Annotated in this window: 21 protein-coding genes; 9 read left to right on the top strand and 12 right to left on the bottom strand. The window is 76.0% G+C overall.

From position 1 onward, the window contains the following. Positions 1–367 precede the first annotated feature (367 nt). Positions 368–715 (top strand): hypothetical protein, encoded by a 348-nt coding sequence (locus tag QOZ88_RS16825; RefSeq protein WP_091930798.1) that lies wholly within the window; start codon positions 368–370, stop codon positions 713–715. Further along, positions 712–1,482, top strand: coding sequence for a hypothetical protein (locus QOZ88_RS16820; protein WP_306000876.1), 771 nt, complete (start codon positions 712–714; stop codon positions 1,480–1,482). The genes QOZ88_RS16825 and QOZ88_RS16820 overlap by 4 nt, the downstream gene beginning before the upstream one ends. Before the next feature lie 22 nt (positions 1,483–1,504). On the opposite strand, the gene QOZ88_RS16815 is transcribed toward QOZ88_RS16820, so the two are convergent. The 4 genes from QOZ88_RS16815 to QOZ88_RS16800 all read right to left on the bottom strand — a co-directional run bounded on the left by QOZ88_RS16815 (position 1,505) and on the right by QOZ88_RS16800 (position 6,941). Beyond that, complete coding sequence (locus tag QOZ88_RS16815; protein ID WP_306000875.1) at positions 1,505–3,634, bottom strand: D-alanyl-D-alanine carboxypeptidase family protein; 2,130 nt, start codon at positions 3,632–3,634, stop codon at positions 1,505–1,507. A gap of 185 nt (positions 3,635–3,819) precedes the next feature. Beyond that, complete coding sequence (locus QOZ88_RS16810) at positions 3,820–4,011, bottom strand: hypothetical protein (protein WP_091930692.1); 192 nt, start codon at positions 4,009–4,011, stop codon at positions 3,820–3,822. Positions 4,012–4,135: 124 nt separating this feature from the next. Next, positions 4,136–5,425, bottom strand: coding sequence for a citrate synthase (locus QOZ88_RS16805; RefSeq protein WP_306000874.1), 1,290 nt, complete (start codon positions 5,423–5,425; stop codon positions 4,136–4,138). Positions 5,426–5,525: 100 nt separating this feature from the next. Further along, positions 5,526–6,941: a class II fumarate hydratase gene (locus QOZ88_RS16800; RefSeq protein ID WP_306000873.1), complete on the bottom strand. Its 1,416-nt coding sequence runs from the start codon at positions 6,939–6,941 to the stop codon at positions 5,526–5,528. Positions 6,942–7,113: 172 nt separating this feature from the next. Between QOZ88_RS16800 and QOZ88_RS16795 the strand changes: the two genes are divergently transcribed. Beyond that, positions 7,114–7,770, top strand: a complete 657-nt coding sequence (locus tag QOZ88_RS16795) for a hypothetical protein (protein ID WP_306000872.1) — start codon at positions 7,114–7,116, stop codon at positions 7,768–7,770. A gap of 57 nt (positions 7,771–7,827) precedes the next feature. Next, on the top strand, positions 7,828–8,451 hold the full coding sequence (locus QOZ88_RS16790; RefSeq protein ID WP_306000871.1) for a DUF1707 SHOCT-like domain-containing protein: 624 nt from the start codon (positions 7,828–7,830) through the stop codon (positions 8,449–8,451). Positions 8,452–8,621: 170 nt separating this feature from the next. Here the strand turns inward: QOZ88_RS16790 and glpX are convergent, their stop codons facing one another. Next, positions 8,622–9,671: a class II fructose-bisphosphatase gene (gene glpX, locus QOZ88_RS16785; protein WP_306000870.1), complete on the bottom strand. Its 1,050-nt coding sequence runs from the start codon at positions 9,669–9,671 to the stop codon at positions 8,622–8,624. Positions 9,672–9,771: 100 nt separating this feature from the next. On the opposite strand from glpX, the gene QOZ88_RS16780 reads away from it, so the two are divergent. Next, complete coding sequence (locus QOZ88_RS16780) at positions 9,772–10,395, top strand: DUF4245 domain-containing protein (protein ID WP_306000869.1); 624 nt, start codon at positions 9,772–9,774, stop codon at positions 10,393–10,395. A 115-nt stretch (positions 10,396–10,510) separates the two neighbouring features. Next, on the top strand, positions 10,511–10,798 hold the full coding sequence (locus QOZ88_RS16775; protein ID WP_306000868.1) for a hypothetical protein: 288 nt from the start codon (positions 10,511–10,513) through the stop codon (positions 10,796–10,798). Between the two features lie 29 nt (positions 10,799–10,827). Here QOZ88_RS16775 and QOZ88_RS16770 read toward each other — a convergent pair whose 3' ends face one another. The 3 genes from QOZ88_RS16770 to QOZ88_RS16760 form a co-directional block, all read right to left on the bottom strand. Next, entirely contained in the window at positions 10,828–11,046 is a 219-nt protein-coding gene (locus QOZ88_RS16770; RefSeq protein ID WP_236827932.1) for an exodeoxyribonuclease VII small subunit, read from the bottom strand. Further along, positions 11,043–12,305, bottom strand: a complete 1,263-nt coding sequence (gene xseA, locus QOZ88_RS16765; RefSeq protein ID WP_306000867.1) for an exodeoxyribonuclease VII large subunit — start codon at positions 12,303–12,305, stop codon at positions 11,043–11,045. The genes QOZ88_RS16770 and xseA overlap by 4 nt, the downstream gene beginning before the upstream one ends. 62 nt (positions 12,306–12,367) lie before the next feature. Further along, positions 12,368–13,618, bottom strand: coding sequence for a lipid droplet-associated protein (locus QOZ88_RS16760; RefSeq protein ID WP_306000866.1), 1,251 nt, complete (start codon positions 13,616–13,618; stop codon positions 12,368–12,370). Between the two features lie 146 nt (positions 13,619–13,764). On the opposite strand from QOZ88_RS16760, the gene QOZ88_RS16755 reads away from it, so the two are divergent. Then, a complete protein-coding gene (locus QOZ88_RS16755) occupies positions 13,765–14,736 on the top strand; it encodes a 4-hydroxy-3-methylbut-2-enyl diphosphate reductase (RefSeq protein WP_306000865.1) in 972 nt (323 codons plus the stop codon). Between the two features lie 84 nt (positions 14,737–14,820). Here the strand turns inward: QOZ88_RS16755 and QOZ88_RS16750 are convergent, their stop codons facing one another. The 4 genes from QOZ88_RS16750 to QOZ88_RS16735 form a co-directional block, all read right to left on the bottom strand. After that, on the bottom strand, positions 14,821–15,495 hold the full coding sequence (locus QOZ88_RS16750) for a DUF6542 domain-containing protein (protein WP_306000864.1): 675 nt from the start codon (positions 15,493–15,495) through the stop codon (positions 14,821–14,823). Positions 15,496–15,683: 188 nt separating this feature from the next. Then, the gene (locus QOZ88_RS16745; protein ID WP_306000863.1) at positions 15,684–16,766 is read right to left on the bottom strand and encodes a DNA recombination protein RmuC; all 1,083 of its coding nucleotides are present in this window, start codon (positions 16,764–16,766) and stop codon (positions 15,684–15,686) included. Positions 16,767–16,875: 109 nt separating this feature from the next. Further along, entirely contained in the window at positions 16,876–17,409 is a 534-nt protein-coding gene (locus QOZ88_RS16740) for a methylated-DNA--[protein]-cysteine S-methyltransferase (protein WP_306000862.1), read from the bottom strand. Next, entirely contained in the window at positions 17,409–18,890 is a 1,482-nt protein-coding gene (locus QOZ88_RS16735) for a DNA-3-methyladenine glycosylase 2 family protein (RefSeq protein WP_306000861.1), read from the bottom strand. The genes QOZ88_RS16740 and QOZ88_RS16735 overlap by 1 nt, the downstream gene beginning before the upstream one ends. Before the next feature lie 141 nt (positions 18,891–19,031). On the opposite strand from QOZ88_RS16735, the gene QOZ88_RS16730 reads away from it, so the two are divergent. After that, complete coding sequence (locus tag QOZ88_RS16730) at positions 19,032–19,946, top strand: ABC transporter ATP-binding protein (RefSeq protein ID WP_306000860.1); 915 nt, start codon at positions 19,032–19,034, stop codon at positions 19,944–19,946. Then, the gene (locus QOZ88_RS16725; protein ID WP_306000859.1) at positions 19,943–20,776 is read left to right on the top strand and encodes an ABC transporter permease; all 834 of its coding nucleotides are present in this window, start codon (positions 19,943–19,945) and stop codon (positions 20,774–20,776) included. The genes QOZ88_RS16730 and QOZ88_RS16725 overlap by 4 nt, the downstream gene beginning before the upstream one ends. Positions 20,777–20,885: the final 109 nt, after the last annotated feature.

Below are 20,885 nucleotides of genomic sequence, written 5' to 3'. Positions count from 1 at the left end.
CGGCGGGTCCCTGAAGGGGGCCGTTCCAGCACGTCACCTGCTCGGCCCGGGCCCCTGCAGGGAGGCCGTTCCAGCACGTCGCCATGCTCGGGGTGAGCCACTGGACGAGGCCGGTGGATCCCGCGCTCCCGCACACCTCCGTGCGGGGCGCGGGATCTCGGCGTTGGGGCAGGTCGCCCGGACCGCCGGCGGTGACGCGCGGGACGGGACGGACGCCCCGGAGATCCGATACGGAAAAGGGCCTGTCACAGGGTCGAACGGGGCCTGAACCTGCCGATATCCACGACGTGACACCCCGCCCGAGGACCTGCCGCCCGGCCTGCCGGCCGTGGGCGCGGACCGGGGCGCGGTACCGGGGCGGTGCCCGGTGAGCGCGCTGCCCGCCGGCGACGCCGGCTCGCCGACGCTCGTCCCGCACTGGCTGGACGCCACCGCCCGCGAGCTGCTGGCCGCCTCGGTGCGCACCGCCCTCGCCGGCAGCTCGGTGCACCCGGTGGCCACGATCCACCTGCAGGACGTGCTGACCGAGCTGCACGTGGCCGCCGCCCGCGAGGCGGTGTGGCCGGCCTCAACCGCCCGGGTGCGCCTGGCCACGGGCTGGGACGAGGACGTCCTGCCCGTCCGGCTCAGCCCGGCCGAGCTCGCCGCGGTGCTGGGCCTGCCAGCGCTGCCCGCCCGGCTGCGCGGGCTCCTCGCGACCGGGGGCCGTTCGTGAGCCCTGGCCCCTTCGGCACCACCACCGCGCCCCGGGGGCTGCTGCAGCGGTTCCGCGCCGCCCCCGTGGACGTCGCCGACCTGCACGACGTGGCCGTGCAGTTGCTGCCGCGGCTGGCGTCGGCCCGGCTGCACCTGGGCCTGGTCCGGCGCCCGGGCGCGGGCACGGTGCTGCACGTCGAGGAGGACGAGCGGGTGCAGCGCGTGGCGCTGACCGACCTCGCCGACGACATGAGCCGGGCGGGTGTCCCGGGCACGGCCGCCGGCATCACCGCCGCCCTGCGCAGCTGGGTCGAGCGACGCCCGGTGACCGACGCGGCCGCCGCCGCATCGGGGATCGCCGTCCTGGACTGGGTGGACCGGTCGGAGACCGCGGTGGGTTGGTCCGTCGTCGTGGTCCGCGGTGATCTCGCGGTGGCCTGGGTGCCCTCGCCGGCGGCGCGCACGGCCGAGCTGCACCGGGTGCGCTCGGCGTCGACCGGCCGGGCGCACGAGGTGCCGCTGCAGGTGCGGGTGGAAGGGCCGCTGGCGCTCTTCTCGCACCGCACGGTCCCGGTGCTGGCCTCGGCGGCCCTGGTCGCCCCCGAGCTGATGCTCCAGCGGATCGCCACCACGGGCCTGGCGCTGCCGGACATGCACGTGGTCGTGACACCGCACCGCCCGGTGGCGTGCGCGGATCCCGGGGTCGCGCGACGGCTCGCGGGTCAGACGAGCGAGGCCAGCGTGACGCTGCCCTGGCGCTCCGTCGTCGACCTGCCCTGGCTCTGAGCGCCGGCCCGCTGCGGGCCGCTCAGGAGATGCGGCCGAACTCCCAGTGCCAGGGCTCGGGCTTCTCGCCGCCGGGCCGCGCCCAGTCGGGCTGCACCCAGCCGAAGCGGGCGGCGTTGGCCGTCATCCAGTTCCACTGGGGGGTGCGGGCCACGTGGACGCCGCCGCCGAGGTCGATCGCCAGGGCCCACCCGTGGTTGGAGGTGCCTGGCACGGCGGCCAGGGCCGGCTTGGCGACGGCGACCGCCACCTGCGCGCCGAAGGAGCGGTAGGAGTCGGTGATGCGCAGCGGCGTGCCGAACTCCGCCGTGTAGGCCGCATCCAGCTGCGCGTACGCGGCGGCCGCATCGCACCGCAGCGCGTGCCCGCCCACGCCCAGCCGGCACAGCGCCTCGGCGGGGATCCGGCCGTTGGACCAGCCGCCCCACTGCGGGTCCACCGGGCCCGGCTCCGGCAGCGGGGCGCCGCACGCGCCGGTCCCGCCGCCGGCGGGCAGTGCGGGGTTCGGCCCGGCCGGGCGCGGCAGGGTGACCCGCACCGCGGAGGACCCGGCCGGCATCGAGGTGACGGCCACCTGGAAGGAGGCGGCGGACGCGCCGACGACCTCCCCCTCGCCGAGGTAGATGCCGACGTCCTGCCCACCGGGGGCGAAGACCAGGTCGCCGATCTGCACGTCGCGCACCGGGACCGACGCACCGGACGCCCACTGGGCCCCGGGGGTGCCGGGCAGGGCGTACCCGGCCAGCAACCAGGAGGCCGCCGTGAAGCCGCCGCAGCCGTAGGTCTCGGGACCGGCGGTGCCGGCCACGAACGGCTTGCCGAGCTGGGAGAGGGCGTTGCTCACCGCCGCGACGGTCTCCGCCGCCGGCACCGTCACGGGCTCGCTGCCGATCACGGCCCACGCCACGCCCGGGACGGGCCGGCCGTCGGCGTCCAGCGCCGGGGACAGACCCGCGGGGAAGGCGGCGGGATCGGCCAGCGCGGCCGCCGGCGGCGGCGCGATGCCGGCCGCGGTGAGCCGGCCGAGGTGCTCCTGCCAGCGCCGCGTCGCGGCCTCGTTGCGCTGCTGCTGCGGGCCGGCCGCGGGGAGGGCGCCCAGGCCGGCGAGCCGGCCGGTGACCTCGGCGGGGAGGCCACCGGCCTCGGCGCGCACGGCGGCGAGGACCTCGGCGGCGCGCTGCTCGGCCGCGGCCAGGGCGGCGCGGGCGTCCGCGACGCGGCTGACGGCGGCCTGCAGACGGGTGGCGGTGCGCTCGGCGCGGATCACGTCGCCCTCCAGCGCGCGCCCGGCCCGGTCGGCCAGCGCCTGCCGGGCGAGGGACGTCGCGGTGCTGCGCGGCTGGTCGAGGTCGAGACCGAGCACCGGGTACCGGCTGGTCCCGTCGGCGCGGTAGAGCTGCGCCGCTCCGGCGCCGACGGTCCGCTGCCGGACGGCGAGCTCCGCGCGGGCCGCGTCCTCGGCGGCCTGCGCCTCCCCGAGCCGGGCGCGGCGCTGGTCCGCCTCGTCGGCCAGCTGCTGGTACAGGTCGGCCTGGTCCAGCAACGAGCTGCGCGCGGTGAGGGCGAGGGTGGTCGGGTCGAGGGCGGAACCACCACCGTCGGGAGCCTGCGCCGCGGGCAGCAGCACCGCGAGCGCGGCGGGGAGGAGCAGGGCGCTGGTCGCGACGACGCCGAGGCGCGTCGACCAGCGGGATCCGGTCCGCGGGGCGCGGCTGCGGCTGCGTCGCGACGGGGCGGGGGCCCGTCGGACGGCGGTCCGGCCGGCGGCCGGGCGGCCGCGGGTGGACGCCGACCCGGAGGGGCGCCGGCTCCCGGACCCGCCGGTGCGGGCGGCGACGGCCGCCCGGGCGGCGGCGAGCTGCTCGGGGGTGATCCCGGGACGGGCCGCAGCGGCCTGGCGCAGGGCCAGGGCCTCCCGCAGCGCTCGGGCCTCCGCCGGGGTCAGGGGCGGTCGGGCCGGTGAGCGCTTCGCACCGGCTGCGCCGGCGCGGCTCTCGGCCGGGCGTCCGGCCGGTGTGCGGCCGATCGAGGTCCGCCCGGCGGGGGTGCGGCCGGTCGAGGTCCGTCCGGCCGGCGTGCGGCCGGGAGTGCCCGACGTGGCGGAGGCGGTGCGGGGAGCATCCGCGCGCCCGGGTGTCCGCGATGCAGGCACTGCGTCCCCCGGGCGATCTCGTCGTGACGGATGGGGCTCCTGGGGCCACTGGGGTCAGGAGCTCTCCGCACATCCATCGACACGCCGGGGGAGGTGCTTGAAGGACGGGCTGGGAGGAGGTCACCCGTACGGGGTGGGGTGAACCTCGGGGGAGGAGCTGGGCGGGGGTGTGCCGGGCCGGTGGATCAGGGCGCCCACCAGGCGCCGTGCCGGTGTTCCAGGGGGATGCGCAGCTCGCCGCCGTCCTCGGTGGAGACGACGAACTCCAGCTTCGTGATGCGGACGGGCGGGCCCTCGCCGTCGGGCTCCAGCAGCCGGCCGGTCGCCAAGGGCATGGGCGGCAGGACGAGGAGGTCCTCGTCGGGGAGCTCGGCCATGCGCGGTCCTCTCGAGATGGTGGCGCACCCACCGTAGGGATCCCGGCCGGGGACGCAACGGGCCGGGTGACCCTGCGGGGTCACCCGGCCCGGCCACGCCCCGTCGCGAGGACGGGGTCCTCGCTCAGCGCTCGTCGACCGGGACGTAGTCCCGCGCGGTCTCGCCGGTGTAGATCTGCCGGGGGCGCCCGATCTTCGTGGACGGGTCGGCGATCATCTCGCGCCACTGCGCGATCCAGCCGGGCAGCCGGCCCAGGGCGAACAGCACGGTGAACATCCGCGTCGGGAAGCCCATCGCCTGGTAGATCAGCCCGGTGTAGAAGTCGACGTTCGGGTAGAGCTTGCGCTGGATGAAGAACTCGTCGTTGAGCGCGATCTCCTCCAGCTGGCGGGCCAGGTCGAGCAGCTCGTTGTTGCCGCCCAGCTTGTCCAGCACGGTGTCGGCCGTCGACTTCACGATGGCGGCGCGGGGGTCGTAGTTCTTGTACACCCGGTGCCCGAAGCCCATGAGCTTGACGCCGGGCTCCTTGCTCTTCACCCGCTCGACGAAGCGCGGGATGTCGCCGCCGTCGGCCCGGATGGACTCCAGCATCTCCAGCACCGACTGGTTGGCGCCGCCGTGCAGCGGGCCGAACAACGCGTTGATGCCGGCGGACACCGACGCGAACAGGTTGGCGTGCGAGGACCCGACCAGCCGCACCGTGGAGGTGGAGCAGTTCTGCTCGTGGTCGGCGTGCAGGACGAAGAGCATGTCCAGCGCCTTGGCGAGGTCCGGGTCGACGTCGTAGGGCTCCGCGGGGAACCCGAACGTCATGCGCAGGAAGTTCTCGACGATGCCCAGCGAGTTGTCCGGGTAGAGGAACGGCTGCCCCACCGACTTCTTGTACGCGTAGGCCGCGATCGTCGGCAGCTTCGCGATGAGGCGCAGCGTGGAGATCTCCACCTGCTCCTCGTCGAACGGGTCCAGCGAGTCCTGGTAGAAGGTCGACAGCGCGCTGACCGCCGAGGACAGCACCGGCATGGGGTGCGCGTCGCGCGGGAAGCCGTTGAAGAACTGCTTGAGGTCCTCGTGCAGCAGCGTGTGCCGCCGGATCCGCTGGTCGAACTCACCGAGCTGGTCGGCGGTGGGCAGCTCGCCGTAGATCAGCAGGTAGGTGACCTCGAGGAAGCTCGACCCCTCGGCCAGCTGCTCGATCGGGTACCCGCGGTAGCGCAGGATCCCGGCGTCACCGTCGATGTAGGTGATCGCCGAGGTGCAGGACGCGGTGTTGACGAAGCCGATGTCCAGGGCGACCTTGCCGGTCGTGGCCAGGAGCTTGCTCGTGTCGATGCCGTCGGACCCTTCGGTCCCGTGCTTGACGGCCAAGGGCAGTTCGCCACCGGGGTAGCGCAGGGTTACGTCAGTCTCGGTCATCGTGGACGACGCTAGACCCTCGGCCGCCGGATCGCGGCTCGACCCGTCGCGGAAGGCGGGAGCGGACACCGATCCGTGCCGCTCCCGCCCCACTCGGGGTTCACGGGTGGGTCATCGAGAGGACGTCGAGGGCCTCGTCGAGCTGCTGCTCGGTGAGCTTGCCCTGCTCGACGTAGCCCCGCTCCACCACGACCTGGCGGATCGTCTTCTGCTCGGCCAGCGACTGCTTGGCGACCTTGGCCGCCTCCTCGTAGCCGATGTACTTGTTCAGCGGCGTGACGATCGAGGGGGAGGACTCGGCGTACTCCCGGCACTGCTCGACGTTGGCGACGATCCCGTCGACGCAGCGGTCGGCCAGCAGCCGGCTGACGTTGGCCAGCAGCCGGATCGACTCCAGCACGTTGCGCGCCATCAGCGGCAGCGTCACGTTGAGCTCGAAGACACCGGTGGTACCTGCGTAGGTGACCGCGGCGTCGTTGCCGATGACCTGGGCGCCGACCTGGATCACCGCCTCCGGGATCACCGGGTTGACCTTGCCCGGCATGATCGAGCTGCCCGGCTGCAGGTCGGGCAGCTGGATCTCGCCCAGGCCGGTGCGCGGGCCCGAGCCCATCCACCGCAGGTCGTTGGCGATCTTGACCAGGCCGACGGCGATGGTCTTCAGCTGGCCCGAGCCCTCGACCAGCGCGTCGCGGGAGCTCTGCGCCTCGAAGTGGTCGCGGGCCTCGGACAGTGGCAGGTCGAGCTCGGCGGCCAGCTTCTCGATGATCGCGGCGGCGAAGCCGGGCGGGGTGTTGATGCCGGTGCCGACCGCCGTGCCGCCCAGGGGCAGCTCGCCGATGCGGGGGAGGGAGGCCTCCAGCCGCTCCACGCCGTAGCGGACGGCGGCGGCGTACCCGCCGAACTCCTGCCCCAGGGTGACGGGGGTGGCGTCCATCAGGTGGGTGCGGCCGCTCTTCACGACCTCCGCGAACTCCTCGGCCTTGCGGGAGAGCGAGGCCTCCAGGTGGCGCAGCGCCGGGATCAGCGTGACCACGATGGCGCGGGTCGCGGCGATGTGGATCGCCGACGGGAAGACGTCGTTGGACGACTGCGAGGCGTTGACGTGGTCGTTGGGGTGCACCGGCGAGCCGAGGGACTCGGTGGCCAGGGTGGCGATGACCTCGTTGGTGTTCATGTTGCTCGACGTGCCCGAGCCGGTCTGGAAGACGTCGATCGGGAAGTGGTCGTCCCAATCGCCCGCGGCCACGGAGGCGGCGGCGGTGCCGATGGCGTCGGCGATCCCGCGGTCGAGCACCCCGAGGTCGGCGTTGACCGAGGCGGCCGCGCCCTTGATCGCGGCGAGGGCGCCGATCAGCTCCCGCTCGATGGGGGTGCCGGAGATGGGGAAGTTCTCGACGGCGCGCTGGGTCTGCGCGCGCCACTTGGCCCAGGAGGGGACGCGGACCTCCCCCATGGAGTCGTGCTCGGTGCGGAAGTCCCCGCCGTCCTGCGCTGCGCCGTTCTGCTGGGCCACGCTGTGCTCCCGGTGGTGTGGATGGTGACAGTGCTCCGCACGGGACCCTAGACACCCGTGGGGGAGGCTGCCGGTCCCGCCCTCGCCCGGGGCCGCCGAGGAGGGGCATGCGCGCCGGAGGTGGGCGCGCGAGCCACGGTGCCGAGCCGGCACGAGCCCCGAGGAGGGCCCCATGCCCCAGCCCCTGCCGCCGGAGACCGGACCGTCCGCCCCGCCGCAGCAGGGCGACCCCGGCTGGCCGCCGCCCACCGCGGGTTGGCCGGGGCAGGGCGCCCAGCCGGCGCCGGACTGGGCCGGGGGGACCTCGTGGCAGCCCGCCGCGCCGCCGCCGGTGCCCGCGCCCGCTGCTCCGGTGCCCCGCGGCCGCTGGGTGCTCGCCGGCGCCGCCCTGGGCGGGCTGGTGGTGGGAACCGCAGTCACCGCCCTGCTGCTGGGGGTCGCCGTCGTGGGCGGCGCCGAGGACATCGGCCGCGCCGTGGCGGCCGAGCTCGGCCCCGCGCTGACCGACGGCATCCGCGAGGGGATGGTCGAGGGCACCCAGGCGCAGATGGAGGACGCCATGGACGCGTACGGCGAGGAGGGCGGCGCCGGCTGGTACGGCGGGGCGCCGGGCGGGGCCGTCGAGCAGTTCCCGCCGGTGGAGCCCGCGGACCTCGGGCCCGACGAGACCCTCGACGCCTACGCGGACAACTGCTTCGGCGGAGAGCTGCAGGCCTGCGACGACCTGATGTACGAGTCGCCGCCGCTGTCGGCCTACGAGGAGTACGCCAGCACCTGCGGGGGCCGGGTCAAGGCCTACGCGGTCATGGCCTGCACCGAGCTCGGCTGAGCATGCGGCGCGCGTCCGGGAGGGGCCCGGACGTGGCGACTCGGTAGCGTCCGGGACGTGAGCGACGACCCCGACGTCCCCGTCCTGCGCGCCTCGGACGCCGAACGCGAGGCAGTGGTCGCCCGGTTGCAGGCGGCCGTGGGGGAGGGCCGGTTGGACCTCGACGAGTTCGCCCGGCGGGCCGAGAATGCCTATGCGGCCGTCTCGCGGGCCGAGCTCGACGTGCTGGTCGCCGACCTCCCCGGCAACGCCCCGCCGCCTGTCGAGATCGTCGGGCAGCGGACGCCGGAGGAGGTCACCAGCGTCTTCGGCGACGTCGTCCTGGCCGCTGCCGCGACGCCCCCCCGGCGTGCCGGCACGGTGTTCGGCGACGTCCGGGTCGACCTGCGCGGCCTGCGCACCGGCGAGGAGCGGCTCGACCTGCACGTGAGCACCGTCTTCGGCGACGTCGACGTCATCGTCGCCGAGGGCGTGCAGGCCGAGCTGCTGGGCCGGACCGTGTTCGGCGACCGCAAGGTCGAGCTGGCCCCTGTGCCGCGGCTCGCGGGCACACCCCTGGTCGTGGTGCACGGCCGGACGGTGTTCGGGAACCTGCGGCTGCGCAGCCTGGCCCCCGGGGAGTCGCCCAGCCGCTGGCGGGCGCTGATGGACAAGCTGGCCCAGGGCCGGCAACTGCCGTGATATCGCCGTCCTCCGGACGGCACCGCGGCCAGGTGCCGTCCCCCGGTAGCGGTGAGCCGCTGCGTCACGCCTGCGCGGAACCCTCCGGGCCCCACTCGGCGTGACCCGGCCACGGGCAGCGCGGCCAGGTGCCGTCGCGGCCGCGGTGCGATCCGGAGGATCGCGATGTCTCAGTCCCGGTCGAAGGGGACCGCGGAGTAGGCGCGCAGCTTCTCCAGCGAGTGCAGGCTGTCGATCGAGCGGATGGTGCCCGACCGGGAGCGCATGACCAGCGACTGCGTGGTGCACCCGCCGGCGCTGTAGCGCACGCCGCGCAGCAGCTCGCCGTCGGTGATGCCGGTGGCCACGAAGAAGACGTCGCCGCGCACCAGGTCGTCGATGTGCAGCACCCGGTCCAGGTCGTGCCCGGCGTCGAGGGCCTTCTGCCGCTCCTCGTCGTCCTTGGGCCACAGCCGGCCCTGCAGCGCCCCGCCCATGCACTTGAGCGCGCAGGCGGTGATGATGCCCTCCGGCGTGCCACCGATGCCGAGCAGCAGGTCGACGCCGGTGCCCTCGCGGGCGGCGGCGATCGCGCCGGCCACGTCGCCGTCGGTGATGAACTTGATGCGGGCGCCGGCCTCGCGGACCTCCTGGACCAGCTGCTCGTGGCGGGGCCGGTCGAGGATGCAGACGGTGACGTCGCCGACGGAGCTCTTCTTGGCCTTGGCGATCCGGCGGATGTTCTCGGCCACGGGCGCGGTGATGTCGACGACGTCGGCCGCCGCCGGTCCGGTGGCCAGCTTCTCCATGTAGAAGACGGCCGAGGGGTCGTACATGGCGCCCCGCTCGGCGACGGCCATGACGGCGATGGCGTTGGGCATGCCCTTGGCCATCAGGGTGGTGCCGTCGATCGGGTCGACCGCGACGTCGCACTCCGGGCCGTTGCCGTCGCCCACCTGCTCGCCGTTGTAGAGCATGGGCGCCTCGTCCTTCTCGCCCTCGCCGATGACCACGATGCCCTGCATGCTCACCGTGCCGATGAGCGCCCGCATGGCGTCGACCGCCGCGCCGTCGCCACCGTTCTTGTCACCGCGGCCCACCCAGCGCCCGGCGGCCATGGCGGCCGCCTCCGTGACCCGCACCAGCTCGAGGGCCAGGTTGCGGTCGGGGGCCGGGCGGTCGGCGCTGAACGGGTGGCCGGCCGTGGCGGGCAGCGGGGCGTCGGGAAGGGGCAGCGACACAGGACCTCCGGGAGTTGGACCCCGGCCCGCCCACCCGGGAGCGCTCGGGACGGGGCCATGGGCGGCGAGGTGGGGAGAGCTCGCCTGCGATCCTAGGGGCATGACCGGATCCGGCCCGTCGAGCCAGCGTCCCCCGCACCCCGACGACGCAGCCGCCGGGGCCGAGGTCCTGCCGCCCCCGGTGTCCGCCGCCGAGCGCGCCAACCGGCTGAGCGCGGCGAACATGCTCCGTTCACTGCTGCCCCTGGTCGTCATCTGCCTGCTGGTGGTGGGGTGGCAGGCCTTCCGCAACAACCCCGACGACCCGGTCCGGGAGATCGACCCGACGAGCACGCTGCGGCTCGCCGAGGCGCGGGCGGTCTACCCGCTGCTGATCCCCGCGCTGGACGAGGGGTACCGCCCCACCAGCGTGCGCACCGACGCCGGCACGAATCCCGAGGGGTCGCCGGTCACGGTGCAGCTCGGCTACGTCACACCGGCGGGCAACTACGCCGGCTACGTGGTCACCGACGACGCCGACGCCGAGGCTCTCGACGTGCTCGACGGCGCCGCGGAGGAGGGCGCGGTCGAGATCGACGGGGAGGAGTGGACCCGGTCGACGACGCAGCGCGGCGAGACCGCGCTCACGCGGGTCGCCGACGGCGTCACCCTGGTCGTCACCGGCTCGGCCGGGGACGACGAGCTGCGCGAGGTGGCCGAGGCCGTGGAGCCGTTCGCGGGCTGAGCCGCGACGAGGTCACGACATGGGAACACCCGGTGCGTCCGCGCGGCGGTGGCCGTCCTCCGGCGGCAGTCTGGCGGTGACGCCCGTGGAACCCACCGCAGCGAGGAGAACCCGGATGCCTGCACGCGAGGACTGCCCCGGCAGCGACCACCGGCCCCCGGCCGACGGAGGCGCGTGCGACTGCGGGATGGTGACCCGGATCCCGGTGGGCGTCCCGGCCGCCGAGCCGGTGGACGTGCGCGCGGTGCTGGCGCGCTGCCTCGACGAGGGAGCCGGCAGTGCGGAGGCCAGCGTGGCCCCCGGTGCGCCGGCGGTGGAGCAGCGGGTGGACCGGGTGCTGGCGGCCCTGGCCGACGCCGGCTTCACGGTGACGCAGGAAAGCCGCCTCAGCCGGCCCGCCTGAGCCACCACCGGGCACCGTCGCCGGGCGGCTCAGCCCTCCTCGGCGGGGGCGGCGGCCGCGAGGCGCTCGCGGGCCCGGTCGAGCCAGTGCTGGCACACCCCGGCCAGCTCCTCGCCGCGCTCCCAGAGCGTCAGCGACTCCTCCAGCGTGAGGCCGCCGGCCTCGAGCCGCCGCACGACGTCGGCCAGCTCCTCCCGGGCCTGCTCGTAGGTCGTCGTCGGCTCGGGGGTGCGCTCGTCGGCGCTCATGCGGGGTCCTCCTGGAGGGTGGTGACGACGGGGCCCGGATCGGGTGCGGTGCTCCGGTCGACGCGGACGGGCAGCCGGCCGCCGGCGACCCGCACGCGCAGGACCTCGCCGTCGCCGACCTCGGCGGGGTCGCGCACCAGGGCGCCGTCCACCCGCTGCACGACGGCGTAGCCGCGCTCCAGCGTCGCCGCGGGGGAGAGCGCCGCCACCCGGGCCCGGGCGTGCTCGAGGTCGCGCTCGGCGCCCTCGACGCGGTGGGTGAGCGTCCGGCGCGCGCGGGTGCGCAGGCCGAGGACGTCGTCCTCCCGGCCGTGCAGCAGCCGGTCGGGGGAGGCGAGCACCGGGCGGGTGCGGACCGACTCCAGCCAGCGCACCTGCTGCTCCAGCCGGGTGGCGACCAGGTGCCGGGCGCGGGCGCGCAGCCCGTCGACCAGCCGGCGCTGCTCGCCGATCTCCGGGACGATCCGGTGCGCGGCGTCGGTCGGGGTGGCGGCCCGGACGTCCGCGGCGTGGTCGACGAGGGTCGTGTCGGTCTCGTGCCCGACGGCGGTGACCACCGGGGTGCGGCAGCCGGCGACGGCGCGGACCAGCCCCTCGTCGGAGAAGGGCAGCAGGTCCTCCACCGATCCGCCGCCGCGGGCGACGACGATGACCTCCACCGCGGGGTCGGCGTCCAGCTTCCGCAGCCCCTCGATGACGTTGCCCGCCGCCTGCGGCCCCTGCACGACGCAGTGGTGCACCGCGAAGCGAACGGCAGGCCAGCGCCGGCGCGCGGTGACGAGGACGTCCCGCTCGGCCGCGCTGTCCCGGCCGGTGATCAACCCCACGACACCGGGCGCGAAGGGCAGCGGCCGCTTCCGCGCGGTGTCGAACAGGCCCTCGGCGGCGAGCAGCCGGCGGATCCGCTCGATGCGGGCGAGCAGCTCCCCGAGCCCGACGGCGCGGATCTCGGTGGCCCGCAGCGAGAAGGACCCGCGGGCGACGTAGTAGTCGGGGCGGGCCCGCACGATCACCCGGGCGCCCTCGGTGAGCTCCAGGCCGGGGCGCTCGGCGACGTCGCGGTGGCAGGTGACCGGGACCGACAGGTCGGCCGCGGGATCGCGCAGGGTGAGGAAGACGGTGGCCGCGCCGCCGCGCCGCGACAGCTGGGCAACCTGGCCCTCGACCCAGACCTCACCCAGCCGGCCGATCCAGTCGGCCACCTTGCGGGCCACCGTGCGGACCGGCCACGGCGACTCGGGGGACGACGGCGCGGTCATGCCCCGAGGGTGTCAGACGGCACCGACACCGCCCCGACGCCCCCGGACCGGCCGGGCCCCCCTCAGGTGCCGCGCGGGGCCAGCGGGCTGGACTCGACCGCCTGCTCCTCGAGCTTCTCCAGCCGGTTGCGCAGCATCCGGAGGTAGGGGTCGCGCGCCCGGGTGGCCTGCTCGTAGGCCAGCAGGTCGGATACCGTCGCGAGCTGGTAGCCGCGCAGGCGACCGCGCAGCTGGGCGATGGAGAAGCTGTCGTAGCCCTCGACCGGTGCGGCGCCGGCGGCCTGCGCGCCGGACACCTCGCTGCCACCCTGCGGGTCGTCGGTCGGCGCCGCGGAGGTCTCCCCGACGGCGTCGACGGCCGCCCCCTCGGCGATCGCGGCGTCGGTCTCGTCGGTGTCGGGGCCACCCACGTCGGTGCGCACGCCGGTGGCCGCGGCGACCGGGCTGCCGCCCTCGTCGACGGCGACGTCCGGGCCGGCGTTCGTGCCTGTCGCGGCGGTCGCCGTGCCGTCGGTGGCCGCGACGGTCTCGTCGGTGCCGGCACCGCCCTGAGGCTCCTCGACGGCGGCGATGCCCTCGTCGGTGACCGCCGCCTCGACGGTCGCCACCTCGCCGTCCGGGGTGAGCACGTCGACGCTCTCGCCGCCGTCGGGCTGCTCGGCCGCGGCCGCCGGCGGGGGCTCGGACTCCAGGAGCGCCCGCTCCAGGGCGCCGGCGTCCTCGGTGACCACTGCGTCGTCGGCGGCCGTCGTCCCGGCGGGGCCCTGGTCGAGCGGATCGGTCTCGGCCACCTCGGGGACGACCTCGTCGATCGCCAGTTCCTCGAGCACCTCCTCGGTGCCCGGCGCCTCCACCGGCTCGTCGGCGAGGACATCCTCGGCGCGGTCGGCGCCGTCGGCGAGGTCCTCGGCGCCGTCGGCCAGGTCCTCGACCAGATCGCGGCTGAGGTCGTCGACGGCGGCCACCACCGCGTCGGCGGCGGGGTCGTCGGGGAGGTCGGCCACCTCCTCGTCGGTGAGGCCGCCGGCGCGGTCGAAGGCGGAGCCGCGGAAGCCCGTGGCCGGTTCGACGTCCTCGTCGTCGAACGTCGCCAGCCCCGGTTCCGCGTCACCGCGCAGCCCGACGAGCAGCTCGTCGCCGCGGGCGACCAGCCCGGCGTAGGTCTGCTGCACCTTCATCGCGTGCTGCATCGCCACACCGATGGCGCGCACCGGCAGGCCGGGCAGGGTCTCGGGCAGCTTGCGCGCCTCGTCGAGCACGGTCGCCGCCAGACCGGCAGCGGCGCGGACAACCTCGGGGATCTCACGGGCCATGCCGCACAGCGTGCCCCAGAACGTCCCGCCCGACACCCCCGACCAGGGACGATGCGCCCGGGGGAGGGATGTGCCTGGTCACATCCACGCGGTGCGACCCCCGCGCGCGCCCGCCCGGCTGCCGGCACCCGCCTACCATGGAGCCCATGGCTGAACAGCGCGGACGTGTCCTGCTGGCCGATCCCCGGGGGTACTGCGCCGGCGTGGACCGGGCGGTGGTCGCCGTCGAGCGGGCGCTGGAGATCCACGGTGCCCCGGTGTACGTCCGCAAGCAGATCGTCCACAACAAGCACGTCGTCGCCACGCTGGAGCGGCGCGGGGCGATCTTCGTGGAGGAGACCGACGAGGTGCCCGAGGGCTCGGTCGTCGTGTTCAGCGCGCACGGGGTGAGCCCGGTGGTGCACGAGGAGGCCGCCGCCCGGCAGCTGCGCACCATCGACGCCACCTGCCCGCTGGTCACGAAGGTGCACCAGGAGGCCAAGCGCTTCGCCCGCGACGACTACGACATCCTGCTGATCGGCCACCGCGGCCACGAGGAGGTCGAGGGCACCTCCGGTGAGGCCCCCGACCGCATCCAGCTCGTCGACGGGCCCGACGACGTCGCGAACGTGCAGGTGCGCGACCCGGAGAAGGTCGTGTGGCTCTCCCAGACCACGCTGTCGGTGGACGAGACGCTGGCGACGGTCGACCAGCTGAAGAACCGGTTCCCGGGCCTGCAGTCACCGCCGAGCGACGACATCTGCTACGCCACCCAGAACCGCCAGCAGGCGGTCAAGCAGATGGCGGGCGAGTGCGACCTGGTGCTGGTCGTGGGCTCCACCAACTCGTCGAACTCCGTCCGGCTGGTCGAGGTGGCGCTGGAGGCCGGGGCCCGCGACTCGCACCTGGTCGACTTCGCCTCCGAGATCGACGAGGCCTGGCTGGAGGGCGTCGGCACCGTCGGCGTCACCAGCGGTGCGTCGGTGCCGGAGATCCTGGTCAGCGAGGTGCTGGACTGGCTCGCCGCCCGCGGCTACCCCGACGTGGAGACGGTGAAGGCCGCCGAGGAGCGGCTGGTCTTCGCGCTGCCGCACGAACTGCGCCGCGCCGAGAAGGCGAAGCAGAGCACCGGCGACTGACCCACCCACGACGAAGCCCCGGTCCGCGGATCTGCGCGGACCGGGGCTTCGTCGTGGCGCGGGGCTTCGTCGTGGTGCGGGAGCTCAGCGCCGGCTGACCAGCCGGACGACGGCGAGCACGGCGGCGATGGCGGTCGCGACGGCCATGGTCGGGAACCCGCGGACCAGCAGGGTGGCCATCGTGGGCAGGTTGAGCGTCGCCGACGGCGCGAGGACGATGTTCACGACCGCGACCAGGGTGAACACCAGCGGCGGGGCGACGACGACGGTGAGCAGGTCCCGGCGCCGCACCAGCAGGGTGGCCGCCGAGGTGCCCGCCGCCAGGGCCACCAGCGTGATCATGCCGAGGCCGATGCCGAAGAAGGAGTCGACGGCGCCGCCGGCGAGGGTCAGCAGGAAGACGCCCAGGACGGCGAGGGAGCCGCGCAGTCGGCTGCCCTGCGTCGCCGCCGGCGACGCGGTGCGCGACCGGGCACGCTCCTGCGCGGGCCGGCCGGCGGTCGGCCGCGGCGGGCCGGGCTCGCGCCGGCGGGGGCCGGACGGCTCGGGCCGGTCGAACCGGTCGTCGGCGTAGTCGCGCCCGGCGGCGCGCAGGCGCTCACCGGCGCGACCGGGTACCGGGGGTCGTGCGGCGCGCGCGGGGCGGGCCGGGCGGCCCGGGCGCTCGCTGCCGGCCGGCGGGCGGGGTGCGCGTGCGGGGTACGGCCGCTCGGGGCGTCCGCCGCCCTGCCATGCGCCCGCCGTGCTCGCCGTGGCCATGGCGCACCTCCGTCCCGCTCCGCTGGACGACCCGACTGGCCGACCGACGCAGCCACGGTAGCGACCCGAGCTGGCACTTCGTGGGAGGACGTCGTCGCGTCGCAGGCAACCGGTGGGGACCCAGCAACGCAGGGTGATGGCTGTGGCGCGCGGGGTGGACGAGTCCGTCCGGCCGGGCGTGCGCGGCGTCAGCCGGAGGTGCCGTCGCGCTCCTCCGCAGGTGCCGGGCCGAGGTGCCCGAGATCGCCGGAGGGCCGCAGCGCCCGGATCGTCGCCTCGACCGGCGCGGGCTCCGGCACGGGTGATTCGGCGACCCCCAGGTCGTCGAACCGCCGCGCGGCGGTCAGCACCGAGCGCTCGTACGAGCCGACCGTCTCGTTGTAGCGGGTCAGCGTGGTGGAGAGCGCCGAGCCCAGGCGGGTCAGGTGCCCGGAGAGCGTGCTGAGGCGGGCGTGCAGCCGCCGGCCGACCTCGAGCACCTGGTCGGCGTCGCGGGCCAGCCGCTCCTGCCGCCACGAGTAGGCGACCGTGCGCAGCAGCGCCAGCAGGGTGCTCGGCGTCGCCAGCACGACGTCCCGCGCGAAGCCGTACTCCAGCAGCCCGGGCTCGGCCTCCAGCGCCGTCGTCAGGAACCCGTCGGAGGGCACGAAGAGGACGGTGAAGGGGGCGGCCGGGCGGAACGCGGTCGGGTACCGGCGGGCGGCCAGCTGGTCGACGTGGGTGCGCAGCTGGCGGGCGTGGGCGGCGACCCGCTGGGCGCGGACGTCGCGGTCCTCGGCCTGCACCGCCTCGATGTACCCGGTGAACGGCACCTTGGCGTCGACCACCACCTGCCGGCCGTCGGCGAGGGTGACCACGAGGTCGGGACGGACGCCGGCGCCCTCGTCGCTGGTGCCGCCGGGCTGCTCGACGAAGTCGCAGTGCTCGAGCAGGCCGGCGACCTCCACCACGCGCCGCAGCTGCACCTCGCCCCAGCGCCCGCGGACGTGCGGGGTGCGCAGCGCGGTGACCAGCGCGGCCGTCTCGTGCTTCAGCTGCGCCGAGGCCTGGCCCACGGTGCCCATCTGCTCCCGCAGCTCCCCGTGGGCGGTGGCGCGGGCCCGCTCCATGCCGGCCAGCAGCCGGTGCAGGTGGTCCAGCGACTCGTGCACCGGCTCGAGCCCCGCCTCCTCCGGGCGGCGCCGGGCGAGCAGGGTGACGATGCCCAGTGCGATGGCGGCGCCGAGCAGCGCACCGAGGAGGAGCCCGAGGAAGAGGGAAGCGGCGTCCATGGGCGAGACCCTGCCGGAGGGGTCCGACAAATCCGGGGAGGTGCTGGAACGGCCGCCCTCCAGGGGCCCGCGCCGAGCGTGCGAGGCGTGGGGGGAGGGTGGTCCTTCCTCAGCCGACGGGCACGCCGGGGTGCGCCGCCTCGTGGTCGAGCAGCCAGCGCTTGACCGGCGTCCCCCAGCGGAACCCGCCCAGGCCGCCGCCGGAGCCCAGGACCCGGTGGCAGGGCACGAACAGGGCCGCCGCGTTGCGGGCGCAGGCGTTGGCCGCCGCGCGCACCGCGGCCGGTCGCCCGCAGCGGGCGGCGAAGGCCGCGTAGGTGTCCGGCCGCCCGGCCGGCACGGTACGCAGCACGTCCCAGGCCTCCTGCAGGAAGGGGCCGGAGCGCTGCCGGACGGCGACGCCGTCGATCGCGCTCACGCCACCGGCGTGGAACTCCTCGACCACGTCGAGCACCGGGAGGCCGGGGGAGGGCGTGCTGCGGGCGGGGCGCAGGGTGGGGTGCACGATCGCGAGGAGATCGGCCACGTCGGCGGTCCACCCGCTGGCGAGCACGACGTCCCGGCCGTCGGGGTCGGTCTCGACGACGACGGTGAACGGGCCGGGCGGGGTGGTGACGGTGGCGTGGCGGGCTGGTGCGGTCATCAGGCGCTCCTCGGGAGGGCGGGGGTGCGGGTGAACAGCGACGGCGCGGCAAGCGCCCACAGGTGCATCACGGCGTAGGACCGCCACGGCCGCCAGCGGGTCGCGGCCTCGGCATCGGAGCTGCCGAGCGAGGCCAGCGACCGGCGCAGCGCCAGGTCGCCGGGGAGCCAGACGTCGGGGTCGCCCATGCCGCGCAGCGCGACGAGGGCCGCCGTCCAGGGGCCGATGCCGGGGACGGCGAGCAGCGCGCGGCCGGCCTCCTCCCGGTCGGCGCCCGGGTCGAGGGCGATGTCGCCCCGGTCGAGCGTCGCGGCGAGGGCGGTCACCGTGCGGCGGCGCGTCCCGGTGAGCCCCACGGCGCCGAGGTCGGCGCCGGCGAGCGCGGCCGGGCCGGGGAAGGCGTGGGTGAGCGAGCCGACCGGTTCGGCCAGCGGCGTGCCGGCGGCCAGCAGCCGCGCGGTGAGCGTGCGCGCACCCGCCACCGACACCTGCTGCCCCAGCACGGCGCGGACCGCCAGCTCCGCCGCGTCGGGTGAGGCCGGCACCCGGCGCCCGGGGGCGGCGGCGACGAGGGGGGCCAGCGCGGCGTCGGCGCCCAGGACGTCGTCGACCGCGGCCGGGTCGGCGTCCAGGTCGAGCATCCGGCGGCACCGGGTGACCGCGGCGCCGAGGTCGCGCAGCTCGGTCAGCCGCAGCTGCGCGGTCACCGCGGCGGCGCCGTCGGCCGACGGGGAGAGCCGCACCACCGCCGGGCCGTGCGGCAGGTCGAGCACTCGGGAGAACGTGGTCCCGTCCCACTCCTCGAGCCCGGGGACGGCGTGCGCGCCCAGGAAGAGCAGCACCTCGTCGGCGGCGTACGGCGCCCGCGCGGCGAGCCGCAGCGTCAGCCAGCCGGGCTGCCCGGCGGGGGTGCCACGGCGGGCACGGCGCAGCTCGGTGGGCGTGGTGGCGAAGACCTCGCGCACCGTGTCGTTGAACTGCCGCACGCTGGCGAACCCGGCGGCGAAGGCGATGTCGGTCACCGGCAGGCCGGTGGTCTCCAGCAGCACCCGGGCGGTCTGGGCGCGACGGGCGCGGGCCAGGGCGAGCGCCCCGACGCCGAGCTCCCCCACGAGCAGCCGGTGCAGCTGCCGCTCGGAGTACCCGAGCCGGCTGGCGAGGCCGGGAACCCCGGACCGCTCGATCTCGCCGTCGGCGATCAGCCGCATGGCCCGGGCGACGACGTCGGCCCGCACGTCCCACTCCGGCGACCCAGGGACCGCGTCGGGGCGGCAGCGTCGGCAGGCGCGGTAGCCGGCGCCCTGCGCGGCGGCCGCCGTGGAGAAGAAGGAGACGTTGCGGACCAGGGGCGTGCGGGCCGGGCACGAGGGACGGCAGTAGATGCCGGTGGTGCGCACCGCCGTGACGAACCAGCCGTCGAAGCGCGCGTCCCGGCCGGCGACGGCGCGGTAGCAGCGTTCGTGGTCCAGGAGCTCGCTCACGGCACCGAGCATGCCAGTGCACGCCGACCGTTCCCGGCGGTTTTCGGACACGGCCGTGGCGGCCGGTGTCCACCGGTCGGTGGACGCCGCACCAGCGCATCGGCGGTCCCGGCGCACGCACCGGGGCGACAGGCTCCGTGCATGACGACGACGGAGGTGGCGCCGCTCCCGCTGGGGACCGGCGTGGACGAGGCGGCCCTGACCGTGCGCGGTCTGGGCAAGAGCTACGACGGCCGGGCGGTGCTCGACGGGCTGGACCTCGACGTGCGGCGCGGTGAGTGCTTCGCGCTGCTCGGGCCCAACGGCGCGGGCAAGACGACGACGATCGAGATCCTCGAGGGGGTCCGCCGCCGCGACGCGGGCGAGGTCCGGGTGCTGGGGGAGGACCCCGCCCGGGGGCGGCGGGAGTGGCGGGCCCGCATGGGCGTCGTCAGCCAGGGGGAGCCGGCGGGCCAGGCGCTCTCGGTGCGCGAGGCGCTGGACCACTTCGCCCGCTACCACGCCCTGCCGCGCCCGACCGACGAGCTGCTCGCCGCCACCGGGCTCGAGGCCAAGGCCGGCACGCGGGTGTCGGCGCTGTCGGGTGGGCAGCGGCGGCGGCTCGCCGTGGCCCTCGGCGTCCAGGGCCGGCCGGAGCTGGTCTTCCTCGACGAGCCGACGACCGGCATGGACCCGGTCGCGCGGCGGCAGTTCTGGGAGCTGGTCCGCGGCCTGCGGGCCGACGGCACCACGGTGCTCCTGACCACGCACTACCTCGACGAGGCGGCCGAGCTCGCCGACCGCGTGGGGGTGATCGCCGAGGGACGGCTGGTGGATGTCGCCCCGCCGGCGGAGCTGGGGGCCGACCTGCGCCGGCGCGCCACCGTCAGCTGGCTTGAGGGCGGGGCCCGCCGACAGGTGGTCACCGAGCGCCCGGCCGACGTGCTGCGCGACCTGCTGGCCACCACCACCCGGGGTGAGCTCCCCGGTCTCACCGTCACCCGGCCCGGCCTGGAGGACGTCTACCTCCAGCTCGTCGGCGCCGTCCCCGCGACCGCTGGAGGAGACCCCGCATGACCGCCGTCCTCACCCCGCCGACCACGCGCCCCGCCCCGCCGTCCGCGCTCTCCATAGCCCGGGCGCGCGTCGGCCTGGAGCTGCGGCTGTTCTTCCGCGAGCGCCAGCAGGTGGTGTTCTCGTTCGCCTACCCGGTCGTGATGATGGTGATCTTCGGGGCGGTGCTCGGCGGCGACGTGCTGCCCGGCGACGTGCCGTTCCCGCAGTACTTCCTGGCCGGCATCGCGGCCACCGGCATCATGCTGACCAGCTTCCAGGCGGTCGGCACCGCCATCGCGGCCGAGCGTGAGACGGGTCAGCTGGAACGGCTGCAGCTGCTGGGCACGCCGCCGGTCGCCTACTTCGGCGGCAAGGCCGGTCAGGTGCTGGTCACCACGGCCGCGCAGCTGGCGCTGCTGCTTCCGGTGGCCCGGTACGGCTACGACGTGCCGATGCCGGTGGACCTGGCACACTGGCTCGCCTTCGCGTGGGTCGCGGGGCTCGGCGCCCTGGCCGGCACGGTGCTGGGCATCGCGGTGTCGGCCATGCGGGGCAGCGCGCAGTCGGTGACCACGAGCGTCTCGGCCGTCGCGATCGTGCTGCAGTTCTTCTCCGGCGTCTTCTTCGCCTTCGCCGAGCTGCCGGGCTGGATGCAGCAGGTGGCCGCGCTCTTCCCGCTGAAGTGGATGACCCAGGGGATGCGCTCGGCGTTCCTGCCCGACCAGGCGGCGGTCGCCGAGGCCGCAGGCAGCTGGGAGCACGGCCGGATCGCCCTGGTGCTGGCCGCGTGGGTGATCATCGGTGCCGTGGTGTGCGTGCGCACGTTCCGCTGGCGCCGGGCAGAGGGGTGACCGACCGCCCGACCCGGGCCGCCGTCGTCCCTCCCGACGAGGAGGACGACGGCGGCCCCCCCCGGTCCCGACCCGGGCTGGGGCGGACCCTCCGCGGGCGGCCCGGGGG

This window comes from Blastococcus carthaginiensis (assembly GCF_030731085.1).
Lineage (GTDB): Bacteria > Actinomycetota > Actinomycetes > Mycobacteriales > Geodermatophilaceae > Blastococcus > Blastococcus carthaginiensis.
This window is presented reverse-complemented; position numbering and strand designations above follow the sequence as displayed.

Bases quoted from the DNA above. Each gene is read 5' to 3' on its own strand.
- QOZ88_RS16780 (WP_306000869.1), top strand. From the start codon at position 9,772: ATGACCGGATCCGGCCCGTCGAGCCAGCGTCCCCCGCACCCCGACGAC.
- QOZ88_RS16755 (WP_306000865.1), top strand. From the start codon at position 13,765: ATGGCTGAACAGCGCGGACGTGTCCTGCTGGCCGATCCCCGGGGGTAC.
- QOZ88_RS16770 (WP_236827932.1), bottom strand. From the start codon at position 11,046: ATGAGCGCCGACGAGCGCACCCCCGAGCCGACGACGACCTACGAGCAG.
- QOZ88_RS16810 (WP_091930692.1), bottom strand. From the start codon at position 4,011: ATGGCCGAGCTCCCCGACGAGGACCTCCTCGTCCTGCCGCCCATGCCC.
- QOZ88_RS16725 (WP_306000859.1), top strand. From the start codon at position 19,943: ATGACCGCCGTCCTCACCCCGCCGACCACGCGCCCCGCCCCGCCGTCC.
- QOZ88_RS16795 (WP_306000872.1), top strand. From the start codon at position 7,114: ATGCCCCAGCCCCTGCCGCCGGAGACCGGACCGTCCGCCCCGCCGCAG.
- QOZ88_RS16775 (WP_306000868.1), top strand. From the start codon at position 10,511: ATGCCTGCACGCGAGGACTGCCCCGGCAGCGACCACCGGCCCCCGGCC.
- QOZ88_RS16730 (WP_306000860.1), top strand. From the start codon at position 19,032: ATGACGACGACGGAGGTGGCGCCGCTCCCGCTGGGGACCGGCGTGGAC.
- QOZ88_RS16805 (WP_306000874.1), bottom strand. From the start codon at position 5,425: ATGACCGAGACTGACGTAACCCTGCGCTACCCCGGTGGCGAACTGCCC.
- QOZ88_RS16740 (WP_306000862.1), bottom strand. From the start codon at position 17,409: ATGACCGCACCAGCCCGCCACGCCACCGTCACCACCCCGCCCGGCCCG.
- QOZ88_RS16745 (WP_306000863.1), bottom strand. From the start codon at position 16,766: ATGGACGCCGCTTCCCTCTTCCTCGGGCTCCTCCTCGGTGCGCTGCTC.
- QOZ88_RS16750 (WP_306000864.1), bottom strand. From the start codon at position 15,495: ATGGCCACGGCGAGCACGGCGGGCGCATGGCAGGGCGGCGGACGCCCC.
- xseA (WP_306000867.1), bottom strand. From the start codon at position 12,305: ATGACCGCGCCGTCGTCCCCCGAGTCGCCGTGGCCGGTCCGCACGGTG.
- QOZ88_RS16760 (WP_306000866.1), bottom strand. From the start codon at position 13,618: ATGGCCCGTGAGATCCCCGAGGTTGTCCGCGCCGCTGCCGGTCTGGCG.